General features: G+C 37.8%; 16 protein-coding genes. 10 read left to right on the top strand and 6 right to left on the bottom strand.

Translation table 11 applies throughout. The annotated features are described in order from the left end of the window. Nucleotides 1-62: 62 nt before the first annotated feature. The 4 genes from BUB91_RS10620 (at nt 63) to BUB91_RS10610 (ending at nt 2,592) form a co-directional block, all read left to right on the top strand. Nucleotides 63-659 (top strand): YceI family protein, encoded by a 597-nt coding sequence (locus BUB91_RS10620; RefSeq protein ID WP_073099218.1) that lies wholly within the window; start codon nt 63-65, stop codon nt 657-659. Between the two features lie 12 nt (nt 660-671). Next, nucleotides 672-1,820: a hypothetical protein gene (locus BUB91_RS10615; protein WP_317041339.1), complete on the top strand. Its 1,149-nt coding sequence runs from the start codon at nt 672-674 to the stop codon at nt 1,818-1,820. After that, nucleotides 1,817-1,942 (top strand): hypothetical protein, encoded by a 126-nt coding sequence (locus BUB91_RS21550; RefSeq protein ID WP_317041338.1) that lies wholly within the window; start codon nt 1,817-1,819, stop codon nt 1,940-1,942. The genes BUB91_RS10615 and BUB91_RS21550 overlap by 4 nt, the downstream gene beginning before the upstream one ends. A 62-nt stretch (nt 1,943-2,004) precedes the next feature. Next, nucleotides 2,005-2,592: a YceI family protein gene (locus tag BUB91_RS10610; RefSeq protein ID WP_073099217.1), complete on the top strand. Its 588-nt coding sequence runs from the start codon at nt 2,005-2,007 to the stop codon at nt 2,590-2,592. Nucleotides 2,593-2,833: 241 nt separating this feature from the next. Here the strand turns inward: BUB91_RS10610 and BUB91_RS10605 are convergent, their stop codons facing one another. The 3 genes from BUB91_RS10605 to BUB91_RS10595 form a co-directional block, all read right to left on the bottom strand. After that, nucleotides 2,834-3,697, bottom strand: a complete 864-nt coding sequence (locus BUB91_RS10605) for a hypothetical protein (RefSeq protein WP_073099216.1) — start codon at nt 3,695-3,697, stop codon at nt 2,834-2,836. Between the two features lie 76 nt (nt 3,698-3,773). Further along, nucleotides 3,774-5,045 carry a sensor histidine kinase gene (locus BUB91_RS10600; protein ID WP_073099215.1) on the bottom strand — a complete coding sequence of 424 codons (1,272 nt, stop codon included), beginning with the start codon at nt 5,043-5,045 and terminating at the stop codon, nt 3,774-3,776. Next, on the bottom strand, nt 5,045-5,716 hold the full coding sequence (locus BUB91_RS10595) for a response regulator transcription factor (protein WP_073099214.1): 672 nt from the start codon (nt 5,714-5,716) through the stop codon (nt 5,045-5,047). Before BUB91_RS10595 ends, BUB91_RS10600 begins: the two co-directional genes overlap by 1 nt. A 216-nt stretch (nt 5,717-5,932) precedes the next feature. Here BUB91_RS10595 and BUB91_RS10590 point away from each other — a divergent pair, with 216 nt between their 5' ends. After that, entirely contained in the window at nt 5,933-6,373 is a 441-nt protein-coding gene (locus tag BUB91_RS10590) for a PepSY domain-containing protein (protein ID WP_073099213.1), read from the top strand. A gap of 189 nt (nt 6,374-6,562) precedes the next feature. After that, complete coding sequence (locus tag BUB91_RS10585) at nt 6,563-6,994, top strand: PepSY-like domain-containing protein (protein WP_073099212.1); 432 nt, start codon at nt 6,563-6,565, stop codon at nt 6,992-6,994. A gap of 23 nt (nt 6,995-7,017) precedes the next feature. On the opposite strand, the gene BUB91_RS10580 is transcribed toward BUB91_RS10585, so the two are convergent. Next, a complete protein-coding gene (locus tag BUB91_RS10580; RefSeq protein ID WP_128759391.1) occupies nt 7,018-7,347 on the bottom strand; it encodes a hypothetical protein in 330 nt (109 codons plus the stop codon). A gap of 332 nt (nt 7,348-7,679) precedes the next feature. Between BUB91_RS10580 and BUB91_RS10575 the strand changes: the two genes are divergently transcribed. Then, on the top strand, nt 7,680-8,558 hold the full coding sequence (locus BUB91_RS10575) for a DUF808 domain-containing protein (RefSeq protein WP_073099210.1): 879 nt from the start codon (nt 7,680-7,682) through the stop codon (nt 8,556-8,558). Nucleotides 8,559-8,690: 132 nt separating this feature from the next. Continuing rightward, nucleotides 8,691-9,911 carry a porin gene (locus BUB91_RS10570; RefSeq protein ID WP_073099209.1) on the top strand — a complete coding sequence of 407 codons (1,221 nt, stop codon included), beginning with the start codon at nt 8,691-8,693 and terminating at the stop codon, nt 9,909-9,911. Between the two features lie 6 nt (nt 9,912-9,917). Here the strand turns inward: BUB91_RS10570 and BUB91_RS10565 are convergent, their stop codons facing one another. Continuing rightward, entirely contained in the window at nt 9,918-10,763 is an 846-nt protein-coding gene (locus BUB91_RS10565) for a helix-turn-helix domain-containing protein (protein WP_073099234.1), read from the bottom strand. A 206-nt stretch (nt 10,764-10,969) separates the two neighbouring features. Between BUB91_RS10565 and hxlB the strand changes: the two genes are divergently transcribed. Continuing rightward, nucleotides 10,970-11,554, top strand: a complete 585-nt coding sequence (gene hxlB, locus BUB91_RS10560; protein WP_073099208.1) for a 6-phospho-3-hexuloisomerase — start codon at nt 10,970-10,972, stop codon at nt 11,552-11,554. A gap of 39 nt (nt 11,555-11,593) precedes the next feature. After that, a complete protein-coding gene (hxlA, locus tag BUB91_RS10555; RefSeq protein ID WP_073099207.1) occupies nt 11,594-12,220 on the top strand; it encodes a 3-hexulose-6-phosphate synthase in 627 nt (208 codons plus the stop codon). Between the two features lie 77 nt (nt 12,221-12,297). On the opposite strand, the gene BUB91_RS10550 is transcribed toward hxlA, so the two are convergent. After that, a complete protein-coding gene (locus tag BUB91_RS10550; RefSeq protein ID WP_073099206.1) occupies nt 12,298-13,077 on the bottom strand; it encodes a 3-keto-disaccharide hydrolase in 780 nt (259 codons plus the stop codon). Nucleotides 13,078-13,793 lie beyond the last annotated feature (716 nt).

Genomic DNA, 13,793 nt, shown 5'->3' with positions numbered 1-13,793 from the left:
TTAATCATATTTCAGGCGTTCTTTCTGATGGAACTTTGCATAGTAATCAAAAACCATATACTATGAAAAAGTCAATACTATATCCAATTTGCTTTAGTCTAATCCTTTTAGGGTTTGGTCTTCAAAAAGGTTTTGCTCAAACCTATTCTTTAAAAAATTCTGAGTCTTCAATGACTGTCGCAGGTACTTCGAATCTTCACGATTGGGAATGTGAGGTAGAAGATATGAGCGGCAAGTTAGCGATAAGCCAAGAGGGTGGAGTCTTAACAGCTTTGAATAAACTAGAACTTCAAATTGTAGCAGAGAGTCTGTCTAGTGGAAAAAACGGGATGGATAAAAACACCTATAAAGCTTTAAATACAAAAAAGTACAAAGCAATCACATATAGCCTTAAATCAGTGGGAAGTCTGGAGCAAATCAGTGCGAACACCTATTCAATAAAAACAACCGGAAGCCTTACAATTTCAGGAGTTACTAAGACTGTTTCTATACCATTTGAAGTACACGTTTTAGCCGATCAGATTGTTTTGTCAGGTGCTTATAAAATGCAAATGAGCACTTATAAAATAGATCCTCCTACAGCTTTGTTTGGCACCATAACGACAGGTGACGAACTCCATATCACATTTAAAACAACATTTATTAATCAATCTCTATAAATACCAATACTTATGAAAACTAAACTTACCTATTTAAGCCTCATTGTCTTACCTCTTTTTGGGATGACACTACAGGCACAAAGTCAACGTGATTTAGATAACTACAGATCACCTGATCAACGCGGAATTTCAACCTTTGAAGCGCCTAAGGATACACTATCAAGCTTTGATGGTATCCACGTGCGTATAGGTGGTGCTTCTACCATACAATTTCAAGCAATAGATCACGAGAACAGCGGTAATGCAGCTACTCCGGTTTTACAGGAAATAGGCAGCAACTTTAATCTGGCAACAGCAAATCTGGACCTGGATGTGGCTTTGTATGACGGGGTACGTATGCACTTAAGAACCTATTTATCTTCACAACACCACAACGAAACCTATGTGAAAGGTGGCTATTTTCAGATAGATAAATTAGAATTCATCCAAAAAGGATTTATGGAAGACTTGATGAATCATGTGCGTATTAAAATAGGACATATGGAAAGCAACTACGGAGACGCTCACTTTAGACGTACCGATAATGCAATGGCTTTATACAATCCGTTTGTGGGAAATTATCTAATGGATAGTTTTACTACTGAAGTTGGTGCAGAGGTATATTACTTCAATAACGGCTGGATGGGAATGTTGAGTATGACTAATGGTAAATTGAATCAAGCTGTTACCAACCCAGAAACTACAAGTCCGTCATTCATCGCAAAATTGGGTTATGATAAAGCTGTATCAGAAGATTTACGTGTACGGTTAACAGGATCTGTTTACAAAACCAATCAAACAGCTAGCGCTTATTTATACAGTGGTGACCGTTCTGGTTCTAGATATTACAATGTGATGATTGCAGAAGACGGTACCGGAGATGGTTTTAGAGCAGGGCGTATCAATCCCGGTCTTAATAATGAGCTTACTTCAGTCATGATCAACCCATTCTTCAAATACAAAGGTTTGGAATTCTTTGGTATCTATGAGCATGCAACCGGTAAGACTGCTGCAGAGACAGACAACCGCAGTTGGAACCAATATTCAGGTGAGTTGATTTACAGATTTGGACCTAAAGAGAAAATCTATTTAGGTGGTCGTTACAACTATGTTGACGGAACTCTAGTAGGTGGTAGCGATGTTTCTATAGATCGTTTTCAACTTGCTGCTGGTGGTTTATGACAAAAAATATTTTGCTGAAAGCAGAGTATGTTGTTCAGAATTATAATGATTATCCTGTTATAGATCTTCATAATGACGCAAAGTTTGACGGTTTTATGCTTGAAGCTGCGATTAGTTTCTAAACTGAAATAAACAAGATCACAGCATGTAGCGTTACACGCTGTGATCTTTAAAACCTCTGATTATGAAAGCCCTTTTAAACTTATTATTCGTGTTAAGTGGTTCTGTGTTATTGGGTCAACCTAATTTTGGAGAGGCCACAATTAGTGAGCTGCAAAGCAGTACGCTGCGTGTTTCAGGTAAAACTAATGTAACCGGTTTTAGCTGTTTTTTTGACCCTGCTTATTTTGACCCTCAAAAAAAGATAGCTTACTGCAATCAGGGAGACCTCATTCTTTTGCGTAATGCAAAATTAGAACTCAACTTAGCAGGATTTAATTGTGGAGGGAAGGCAATCAATAAGGATTTTAGAGCGATGCTGCAAGCAGAGCAATACCCAGTGATTATCCTCAACTTTAAACAGTTTAACCGGGTAGAGCGAGGGTATGAAGCTTTAGTAAATATAGCGCTTGCAGGTCAGCAGCATACCTATACGATACCTGTAGAAATCATAGCGGGAGATCTCAAACATTTAAAAGGAATTCTTAAGTTGAATATTAGCGATTATAATCTTGAACTTCCCAAAAAGCTATTTGGGTTGATTAAAATAAAAGAGGTTATTGCTATAGAATTTGATATCGCAGGAGTTCTTAATGCAGAATTTTTAGAGTAATTGTAGGTTTTTTAGTTTAAACCCTTGAAGCCGCAACTGTATAAGCAGTTGCGGCTTCTCCATTTAATTTAGCGTAATAATCACAATATACCTTAGCTGGATAATCGAGATTCAAATACTTCAAAGCCTTATGAACTTCTAAGTATTTGCTTACAATTAGCTCTTAAACCAGTATTCTAACAACCAGACCTCACACCGGTTTTAGAATTTGATCAAGAGACAAACACTAAATATTTAAACTTTACTTTTTTAAAGTAACCTCCAGAAGTGTTGCTACTCCATCAGCAGCTTCGTTAGCAATGTATAGCGTGCCATTAGGACTAAAGGTTATACTCTCTGGTTGCGCGAAATGAAATTTATTTAATTCATGAATGATTTTTATTTTTCCGGTAGGACTCAATATCAAAAGCTTTGGTTTTTTTCCATCTACAATATAATATTCCCCAGTTTTTGGATGTATAGCCATATCTGAAGGATTAAAGGTTTTCTCTTCTTTTTTACTTCGGAAAGCCTCAAACTCTTTGGCTTGCATATCTATTTTGAATAGTGGTTTTTCATCCTGAATTTTAGTTTCTAAAGGAATTGAATAGAGGCCCTTGTAACGATCTTTTGCTAAGCCTTTATCTTTAGCTACTGTGATGAGACTGTTAGTTTTTGGATTATAAGTAAGCGACTCCATATTGTTTTTAGACCCAAAAGAAGTATCAAAATAACGGGGAGTAATAGCGTCTGAAGCGAATGATTTAATTTCAAAAATACGACCATCACTGCGCATTACATAGGCATCATTTTCATTAAGAGCAATCGCTTCATAATCGCCACCTTCAGCAAAAATAATATCGTTACTAATCTCACCGGTATTTATGTTGAAATTGTAAATAACACCATCTTCATCTTGAATACAAGCTATTGTAGAATCATTTACCCAAGCAATACCGCTAACTTCATCAAGAAGTGTAGGCAACTCCCAACTATTTACAATGTTATAGGATGCGTTTTCTAAAATCTTCCGTTCTTCAGCAATAGATTTTTTATAAAAAGCATATGAAAGTACACCTGAAAAAATCAGAGCACCAAAAATTATATAATGTGATAAATACTTCATTTTAAATCTGCATTTTTCAGAAAACAAATTTCTGTATTAAAACTAGAAAGAATTGGGAATATAAGTTTCAGCATAACTAATTTTTGGGAAATTGAAGATTAAACGTGTGTTGTTGGTCAAACGTATAATAGAGTTTAACATTGTACTTCTCGGCTATAGCACGTGCAATAGGTAAACCCAGACCTGTTGATTTTTCTGTTGCTCCTATTTTTTTAAAACGAGCAAAAATAAGTTCTGAATCTAGAGGTGAGTCGATACCAGTGTTGCTTACTTTGAGCAGTTGATTTTCAATATGTATAATAACGGGGTTTTGTTTTTTTCCGTGCACAAGAGCATTCTTAATCAGGTTGGTCAATACTATACGAGCCAGATCTTTATTCATTTTAAAGTGAATAGTATTCTGAGTTTCTAGTTGTAAGGCTATTCCTTTATGCTTTGCGATGTCTTCAAAGTCTGTGATGCATTCTTGAGCAAGTGTATTAAAATCAATTTTATCTTCTTCCTGAAACTGTTTGTTTTCGATTTTAGATAGTAACAGCAAGGATTTGTTTAAACGGGTAAGTCGTCCCAGATTATCCAATACTTGTGCCATATGCATAAGTTGGTCATCAGTAAGGGTGTTTTTTTCAAGAAACAATTCCAGTTTATTGATACTTATTGCTAGGGGTGTTTGTAGCTCATGGGATGCATTTTCAAGAAACTGTTTTTGCTCATTATATGATTTATGTGCAGCGTTTATGAGTTCGCTTACCGTGGTGTTGAGCAGGTTAAATTCTTCTACAGTGGTAGGGGTGAGCGTGATTTGAGATTTATTTTCAATATTAAAGCTTTTAAGCTGGGCAATAATGTTGTAAAAAGGTTTCCAGATGCGTTTGAGTAATAAGTTGTTTAAGATGAGAATGCTTATCACTAAAATAACATACAAACCTATCAGATAACTTACGAGGTCTTCAATGAGGTCATCTTCCTCTACCATAGAAGTTATGATTTTTAGCTTGTAATAGTTGCCATCTGTTTTCAGCGTGCTTTCATAAATACGCACCGGCTCATAATCTTCTTCATTAATCATGTACATCAGCGTGTCCTGATACCGCTCCTTATGATCCTCGTATTGATTTTTTTCAATGGGTATAAAGCTGTATACGTGTTTGTTGAAGTCATTGTTTTTTAGAATACTGGGGTCTTGTTTAGCACGTTTGAGCAAGAGAATTTTTTGGTTTTCGAGTCCATCGTCAAGACTGTCGTATATCTCATCAAGCATCGCGTAATAAAATGCTAATGCCCATAGCGTGATGACGCCAAGTAAAAGAAATGCTAGATATTTTGAAGTGTAATTGAGTAGTTTCATCAATCGAGCTCTAGTTTATACCCTATACCGTAAACGGCTCCAACTTTAATAGTAGCTTTTTCTAGTTTTTTACGCAGGTTTTTAATTTGAGAGTATATAAAATCAAAGCTATCAGCCTGATCTATATGATCTCCCCATACGTGCTCAGCAAGAGCAGCTTTGGTAACCAGTCTGGTTTTATTAGCAATCAGATAAGTAAGAATATCGTATTCTTTTCGGTTTAAAATCACTTTCTTGTTTGCTACAGTGAGGCTTCGGCTTTCGGGATCAATGACCACATTGCCTATTTCTATGTATTTATTTCCTTCAAAATTTCTGCGTCTTAAAACTGCCTGTACACGAGCATTCAATTCTGCAGTGTGAAAAGGCTTAGGCAGGTAATCATCTGCTCCCCTATTTAAACCTTGAATACGATCATCTAAAGAGTCATTTGCAGAAACGATGATAACCCCTTCTTCTTTACCCAAATCTTTAAGTTGTTTGAGTAAGCTGAGACCATTACCATCAGGTAGCATAATGTCAAGTAAAATACAGTCATAATCATAACTGCCTATTTTAAAACTCGCTTCAGAGAATGTACTTGCGGTCTCTACCAGATAGCGTTCTTGCTCTAGCGTATCTCGCATATTATCTAGCATCTGAGGTTCGTCTTCTATAATCAATATTTTCATCGCTACGGTCTGTATAAGTTAAGCAACATTAATAGCCAATTCTGTAAAGAAGTGGTAAAGCCAGAATAATGTAGCTATATTTTATAGCTTCTAAATAAAGCAAGCTTTCCCGATCTGAATGGCAGTTTCACAATTTTTAACGTTTACAGCAGCTAGAGCTACCAAATGTTTCCAGTTTTGAGTCCTTTGTTTGTACAGAATTTAAACTGAAAAATTATGAAAAATTTAAAACTGATGCTACTGGGGCTAACCGGAATAACCGCTGTAAATGCTCAAGATTTAACTCCTGATACTGTACCACAAGCTGTAAGAGCTAGTTTTCAGCAAAACTATGCTCAAGCTACTGATGTGGAGTGGGAGCAAGAATATACTGGTTACCATGTAGCGTTTGAAATCAACCGTATGGATTATGAGATCTGGTATGATACCTCTGGTTCGGTATTAAAGTCTGAGCAGGAACTAGCAGCAGATGAACTGCCTCAGGTGGTACAAAATGCACTGGTTAAAGCATATAATGATTTTACAATTGATGAAGTTGAAAAATTAGCTATAAAAGGCAAAACCACCTATTCTATAGAACTTGAAAAAGGATGGTCTCAAGAGCGCGATTTAGTTGTAGACGCAACAGGTGAAATTTTAAGCGATCGAGAAGATTAATCCTCCTTTTTGAGATAAAAATAGTAAAGGGATTGAATAGCTATTCGATCCCTTTTTAATGCGTACACGTTACAGCAATCGGTGAGCTGTGAAATTTCACATATTTTAACCTTTTCACAAGGAATAGATACCAATTGCTTCCAGATTTGAGCCGTTAGTTTGTGTAATATTAATTTTAAACAATAAACTATGAAAACGCTAATAAGCTTAATAATCAGTATTTTTTTAAGCACTCTAGCAGCTGCACAAGATTTGCCTACTCAAGAAGTGCCTGCAAACATCAGAACCAATTTTGAATTAGACTTCAAACAAGCAACTCACGCCAACTGGAAACAAGCTGGTAGTTTTTATAAAGTAAACTTTCAATCAGAAAACCTTACTAAAAACGTATGGTATGCTAAAGATGGATGCCTTATTAAACAACAAACCCCTATAGCATACAAAGAGCTTCCGCAGGCAGTTAAAGAGACGCTGACAGCATCTTACCCTAATATTAAATTGAATACGTTGATACACACTAAAAAAAATGGTAACAGCACCTATAGTTTAAGTATAGAATCTGATATAGCAAAAAAAGAGCTATTGGTGTTTAATTATAAGGGAGATGAAATTACTCAATAAGCGATTATACAGGATAAAGAGGCTTACATGGTATGCATGCAACACTGCTCATTATCAGCGACTTCTTTAAAGTTGGTTACAAATTTGCACGGAATTGATGTTAATCGTTTAAAGTATTCATAATTCTTATAATCTGGACTTTTATTAGAAACCACAATAATCCACTTAAAATTGTCTTCTAAAAGCAATTTATCTTTGATTAAAAAGGAAGGGTCAATGGAGTAATCACGTTCTTCCTCATTGGTAAGTAGTAAACCTAATTTTCGATGGCCATAAATTTCTGCTTTTAAATCCAGACAATTTTGAAACGAGCTTGAATCAAAATGTCCTCCTTGATTTATTTTCAATTTCATAAAATGGGCTTGAAAGTCTAAGCGAAAATCGCCAAGATTTATTGTATTCATATTATTTGGAGAATGGAGAATAGTTTAAACGAAATTAATTAAAATTGATTTTAAACTGTAGTAATTAGATTACAAATTTTTAAGGTTAACTTTTTTAATCTTTTATTTGTAGGTTAACGACTGTTTTTGAAGCAGTTTCTTTCTTAAGGATAGCGTGTAAAATGCTTTTAAATCCCTCTTAACATATATATCATGAAAGCAAACACTATAAATTATCAATTTTTTAATTCTTTACTTTAAATGGTAAACTTATCTTGCTGCACACAACCAAAACTGCTCATATGGCTTCAGGATTTTTTGCGCTTTTAGATGACATTGCAACATTAATGGATGACGTTTCGGTAATGGCCAAAGTCGCCGGAAAAAAAACTGCCGGTATATTGGGTGATGACCTTGCTGTGAATGCCGAGAAAGCTTCCGGTTTTATGTCTTCGCGCGAGATTCCGGTATTGTGGTCTATAACCAAAGGTTCGTTGCTCAATAAGATCATTATTTTACCGATAGCCTTTTTACTGAGTGCCTTTGTACCCGTCGCTATAACAGTTATTTTGATCCTTGGCGGACTCTATCTGGCGTATGAAGGAGCAGAAAAGATCTATGAGTTTTTCTTTCCACACGCACATGCCGAAGAAAAACCGGCTCTGCAGGATATGAGTGAAGAAGCGATTCTTAAGTATGAAAAAGAAAAAGTGAAGTCGGCGATTTTAACCGATTTTATTCTTTCTGTAGAGATCATTATTATTGCCTTAGGAACGGTAACCGGGGAGGAGCTGATTAATCAAATTATTGTGGTAACCCTTATCGCCCTAGTTGCAACTGTAGGGGTTTATGGCATTGTCGCTCTTATTGTTCGTATGGATGAATTTGGTGCCAAACTTATAGACCTCAATGAAGAGGAGGATAGTTTTTCTGATAAAGTGGGGAAATTTTTGGTCAGCGCATTACCTGTGGTGATAAAGAGTCTTTCGGTAATTGGTACCATTGCTTTGCTTCTGGTTTCCGGTGGAATTTTTACTCACAACCTGCATTTTATTCATGATCTTGTTGAAAGCTGGCCTAGTATGCTTGTTGAGTTTTTACTCGGTTTAGTTGTAGGTTTTCTAGTACTGCTACTCGTAAGTACGGGTAAGAACGTATATCACTCTATCGCCGGTAAATAAGCAAGTGGGGGCTTCTGTTAAAAGTGATTTTGATTTTATGATTGTTAGCTAATTGTTTCTTTAAGGTTTCTTTATTGTTAACCGCATACTTATCATTACTTTTGCAAGCCTGAACTTTAGGATTTTAGTGCTATGGGTACACAGCGTATCATCTACCATATTCTTGCATTTCTTGGCGTATTTGCCGGGCTCTCACAACCTCTAATGGCGCAGAAGCTTTCTTCAAACGACACGCTTACAAAATGGCAGGTAGATTATGGCAAAAAGGGTATTGAGTTCATCGCGCCTCATAATGATTTTTCATTACACATACAAAGTCGTTTGCAATTTCGCTTTGCGACCCCCGGAGATAATAATCCGTTGACGTATAATGATTTTCATGATGAAAAGAATAGTGTATTTAAAATAAATCGTTCCCGTCTTAAAGTAGGAGGGCACGCTTATAAACCCTGGCTGAAATACTATTGGGAATATGAACTGGGGCAAGGAAATCTGCTTGATTTTAGAATTATGATAGAGCGGTGGAAATGGCTCAACATCAAAATAGGGCAGTGGAAGCTGGAGTTTACCCGGGAGCGCCGCATCAGTAGTGGAGCACAACAGCTAGTAGATCGCTCTATTTTAAACCGAAGTTTTACGGTAGACCGTCAGCAAGGTATAGAACTATACGGTAGGTTAGCAGGCAGGGGATCTGCAGATTTTAGTTATTGGGCTGCAGTTGTCACCGGAAGCGGTAGGTCTGCTACGGAGAATGATGATAAAAACCTGATGTATTTTGGCCGTCTGCAATGGAATGTTCTGGGAGATGATCTCGGTTTTTCCGGAGGTAGTGATTTACAATTACATCAAACTCCAGAGGCAATTCTAGCCGTATCAGCTGTTACAAACCGGAGTCCGTTTACGCGGTTTTCTTCTTCAGGTGGTGGCTTTTTAGCAGGTTTTGAAGAACAAGAACCCGGGCAGTACCGCATCAATCAGACGAATGTAGAGACTGCTTTTAAGTATCAAGGCTTCAGTTGGCAATCAGAAATACACCGCAAAGAAATCATCGATAAACTGAATGCAAATGCGACTACTGCGTTGAGTGGGTATTATGTGCAGGCAGGTTATTTTGCCAATCAGGCGCTTTCCTGGTGGCCCAAACCTTTAGAAGTAGCTGTACGCTATGCCAGTTTTAAACCTAATCTTAATCAAGATACGGAGTTGGATGAATCTTCACTCGCCTTCAATTGGTTTTTTAAAGGCCATCGCAACAAGTTAACTGCTGAGATTTCTAGCTTTGATTATGAAACTCCAACCGAACAACTTAAAAACGAATTGCGTTTTAGAGTGCAATGGGATATTTCATTTTAAACGACCTCATTCAGGATAGAGGGTATTATCGTGCTGCTGTACATAACTTTTGGCCTGATTCTGAAATTCCTGAGGCGTCTGATTGGTATGCCCTTTAAAGAATCGACTGAAATAAGACCGGTCTTTGAAGCCCAGATTAAACCCTATTTCTTTAATGGTATTTTCACTGTGAATCATTTGGCGTTTTGCTTCCAAAACCAGACGGTCGTGAATGAGTTGCATTCCGGTTTTTGATAGCTTTTCTTTTAAGATTTGATTCAAACGTTTAGAACTGATGTTCATTTTATCAGCATAAAAAGCTGCGGTACGTTCCTCGTGATAATTCAACTCCAGCAACATCATAAACTCATAGACCCGCTTTTCATTAATATCCTGCATCGTAAAATGCTGTTCTTTCAACTGAATGAGTTTCAGTAAAAACACTTTAAGCAAGGCCTTTAATATAACCAAATTGATTTCAGGCTTATTATACTCCTCATGCATCAAGTTATACACGCCCTGTAAACTCTGTGCACTATCTTCATTAAGCTGCAGACAAGAGAACTCGCCCTGCACATTAAAAATTCTAAAGACATCCAGTAAAAATTCTTTGAGATCATCCTCCAGTAATTCGTGTTTAAACGAAATCAGGACGCCTTTCTTACCGGCCTTATTCAATTGATGTACTCGGTACGGGGGGATCAGGTAGATCCAGTTTCCTATCAGTGTTTGAAAATCGTGTTGTGGGGTATGTAAAGCTTCCTCATTAATCAACCAGACAATCTCATAAAATTCTTTCCGTCCCGGGTCATCCAGATAAGAGGGTGGGCAGTCTGCAAGATCGCGTATGTATAAAACCTTATCACTAAGCATATAAGCACTTTTTTGGGTAAGACCTGCATTAAAATTTACAAGTCTGTTTGAAGTATTATTTCTAAAATGTACCACAAAAATAGCGAATAATACCCTTAATTTTTAGAGTGTGAGCAAATAGTACCACACATCTGTCAGATAGTGTAACAACTCTGGAGTTCTGTATGCTAGATTTGTATCAGCAAAAATAGCAAAGAATTCAGATTATGATAAATACACCAAATATACCCCTAAATGAAGCCTTGGATGAAGCGGTACATCTGATTTATCAAGAGCATTTAAAAATGCGTGAAGGATTGGATTACAAGCAACTCGCAGCAGTGATTCCCTATTTAGAAGCAAGCAAACGTATTTTTCTAATGGGAATGGGCCGTAGCGGACTTATGATGCAAGCGGCAGCCATGCGCTTGATGCATCTGGGATATGAAGCTTATGTAGTGGGAGAGACTACTACACCTGCGATAGCCCAAGGAGACTTGTTACTTGCCGGTTCTGGTAGCGGAAGCACCACAAGCATTGTGAATGCAGCAAAAACTGCAAAGCGAGAAGCAGCAAAAGTAGTAGCGATCACGACAAATCCGGAATCTCTTTTAGCCGATCTGGCAGATCAGGTGCTTCTCATTCCTGCAGCGGAGAAAAACAAACAGGAAGAAGCAATTTCTAAACAATATGCGGGTAGTCTTTTTGAACAAAGTTTGTTGCTGGTTACTGATGCTTTAATACAAGTACTGTGGCATGCCGGTGGAAAGACCGCAGACGAACTCTGGAAACGTCACTCCAATCTGGAATAAGACTTATAAACGAAAATTTAAACAACTAAATTACATACAATGACTCAATTACAAGTAGCAATAGATTTATTAAAAACAGAAGATGCAATCGCTTTGGCGACTAAAGTAGCACCTTATGTAGATATTATAGAATTAGGAACTCCGCTTATCAAAAGTGAAGGTTTATCAGTAATCACTGCAATGAAAGATGCATTCCCGGACAAACTGGTTTTTGCAGATTTTAAAACTGCAGATGCAGGTGAATTAGAAGCAGATATGGCTTTTAAAGCCGGAGCAGATTATGTTACTATCTTAGGATCAACTGGAGACAGCACGATCGCTGGAGCTGTTAAAGCGGCTAAAGCTCATGGTAAAGCTGTGGTTGTTGATACTATAGGCGTACAGGATCGTGTAAAAAGAGCTCAGGAAGTAATTAAATTAGGTGTTGCGTTTGTAGAACTACACGCTGGTTTAGATGAGCAAGCTGAACCAGGATATTCTATTCAGGTATTGATCGACGAGGCAACTCGTGCAGGCGTACCGGTATCTATCGCAGGTGGTGTAAACTTAGACAGCATCAAAGCGGTAAAAGAATCTGGAGCGGTAGTAGCAGTAGCCGGTGGAGCCATCTACGGTGCCGAAGATCCAGCTGCAGCAGCTAAAGCATTAAAAGAAGCTTTAAATTAAACGATTGGCTCAATACACTTGAGTTTGATTTGTTTAAGCTCCTGAAGGTTTCTTCAGGGGCTTTTTTTATTCTGAAACTAAAGCTCCTTGAGCTTGATGTCTTTAAAAATAACACCTTGTCCTTCTGCCTGAAGTCCGATGTATCCTCCTTTAAGTGCTTTACCGTCCACTTTCAGATCCGGATTATACCCGTTAGCGACTTCACCGCCTATTTGCGTATCTGAGTAGCGCAGCACCTCTTTCCCGTTGACTTTGTGAATGATCAAAGAGTCTTGATAAACGATTAGGTCTGCTTCAACCCAAGTGTCCCAACTGTAGGTATCTGAAGACGAATTGATGCAGTGGTCGTTTGATTTTTCACCTTGATAAAAGACATCGGTTCCCGGAGAACACATATTTCCAGTAGGTCTCGCTTTTCCCGGTTCGGCTTCTGCCAGCATCTGGTATTCTACAGAAAGGGGCCAGTCTTGTTCTTTTAAAATAGTTTCCGGAGCTTGTGCATGAAACATAACCCCGCTGTTGCGATAGGTATAACTCGGCGCATCTTCCATCCATTCTTCTGTAAAGCGATAGCTGAATTTTAAGTGAAAGGATTCAAAAGGCTGGTCATAAAATAAATGTCCGTACCGCTCATCAAAGGTGTCATACCCCTCATAGGCTACCACAATGCTGCTGTCTTGTACGCGAAAGGTATCCGCATAATTCTCACCGGTCTCGTGATGGTAGAATTTAGGTGTCCAGCCTTCAAGGTCAATGCCGTTAAACAGCGTGATCCATTCGGTGTCATCCGTTTTTTTAGAATTACACGAAGCCAATACAAGTAGGAGAACAAGTCCCAAATAATTAAAAGATTTCATAGGTTATACAGATTAGTGGTTTAAATGTATTGATTTTTTAAGGAATTGGAAGAAGGGAGTCGTGTGCCTTCATCCCCAAGCCTTCTCTCAAAGAGTAAAGAACATAAAACTTCTATTCATCTTCTTGTTCTTTTGCCTTGATGCCAAAGCTCCTCATCCCCAACCCTTCTCCCTTAGGAGAAGGGAGCTTGATACTGACTTGAAATAAGCTCTTTACTGAAAAAGAATATATATCCAAACCCGAAGGGTTAAACGAATCAAAATCCCTCGGTTCAGAATAGCTGCAGAAAGCTAAACAACAGCGAGCTCACAATTGAACGTACAACTTCTATTCATCTTTCTGTTCATTTTTTCCATCGATACGGCAAAGCATGTCTTTGAGCGAGTTGATGCGGCTGGAAACCAAAAAAATCTAGGCTTACATGAGCTTCTCTAAATTTATTGCTCGCTGCACTGCATGCGCTTAACTCGGCCGCTGGCCTCAAACAGAACCGCCTGCAACGCTACGCTCACCGCAAATTTTACGAGAACCTCCTGATAGGCCGGTACTGACGTTCTATTACAATTTAGATAGTATACAATAGCTACAAGAATAAAACTATATGTATTCATACCCGAAGGGTTAAACGAATTTACCTCCCTCGGTTCAGAATAGGCTTGGGAAGCTCAACAAATAAATAACAGCGAGCTAAAAATTGAAAATACAACTTCTATTC

The organism is Leeuwenhoekiella marinoflava DSM 3653 (assembly GCF_900129005.1).
Classification (GTDB): domain Bacteria; phylum Bacteroidota; class Bacteroidia; order Flavobacteriales; family Flavobacteriaceae; genus Leeuwenhoekiella; species Leeuwenhoekiella marinoflava.
This window is presented reverse-complemented; position numbering and strand designations above follow the sequence as displayed.

Coding starts and splice junctions, on each gene's coding strand:
- BUB91_RS10550 (WP_073099206.1), bottom strand. CDS start 13,077: ATGAAATCTTTTAATTATTTGGGACTTGTTCTCCTACTTGTATTGGCT.
- BUB91_RS10620 (WP_073099218.1), top strand. CDS start 63: ATGAAAAAGTCAATACTATATCCAATTTGCTTTAGTCTAATCCTTTTA.
- BUB91_RS10615 (WP_317041339.1), top strand. CDS start 672: ATGAAAACTAAACTTACCTATTTAAGCCTCATTGTCTTACCTCTTTTT.
- BUB91_RS10590 (WP_073099213.1), top strand. CDS start 5,933: ATGAAAAATTTAAAACTGATGCTACTGGGGCTAACCGGAATAACCGCT.
- BUB91_RS10610 (WP_073099217.1), top strand. CDS start 2,005: ATGAAAGCCCTTTTAAACTTATTATTCGTGTTAAGTGGTTCTGTGTTA.
- BUB91_RS10580 (WP_128759391.1), bottom strand. CDS start 7,347: ATGAAATTGAAAATAAATCAAGGAGGACATTTTGATTCAAGCTCGTTT.
- BUB91_RS10570 (WP_073099209.1), top strand. CDS start 8,691: ATGGGTACACAGCGTATCATCTACCATATTCTTGCATTTCTTGGCGTA.
- BUB91_RS10565 (WP_073099234.1), bottom strand. CDS start 10,763: ATGCTTAGTGATAAGGTTTTATACATACGCGATCTTGCAGACTGCCCA.
- BUB91_RS10575 (WP_073099210.1), top strand. CDS start 7,680: ATGGCTTCAGGATTTTTTGCGCTTTTAGATGACATTGCAACATTAATG.
- BUB91_RS21550 (WP_317041338.1), top strand. CDS start 1,817: ATGACAAAAAATATTTTGCTGAAAGCAGAGTATGTTGTTCAGAATTAT.
- hxlA (WP_073099207.1), top strand. CDS start 11,594: ATGACTCAATTACAAGTAGCAATAGATTTATTAAAAACAGAAGATGCA.
- BUB91_RS10585 (WP_073099212.1), top strand. CDS start 6,563: ATGAAAACGCTAATAAGCTTAATAATCAGTATTTTTTTAAGCACTCTA.
- BUB91_RS10600 (WP_073099215.1), bottom strand. CDS start 5,045: ATGAAACTACTCAATTACACTTCAAAATATCTAGCATTTCTTTTACTT.
- BUB91_RS10595 (WP_073099214.1), bottom strand. CDS start 5,716: ATGAAAATATTGATTATAGAAGACGAACCTCAGATGCTAGATAATATG.
- BUB91_RS10605 (WP_073099216.1), bottom strand. CDS start 3,697: ATGAAGTATTTATCACATTATATAATTTTTGGTGCTCTGATTTTTTCA.
- hxlB (WP_073099208.1), top strand. CDS start 10,970: ATGATAAATACACCAAATATACCCCTAAATGAAGCCTTGGATGAAGCG.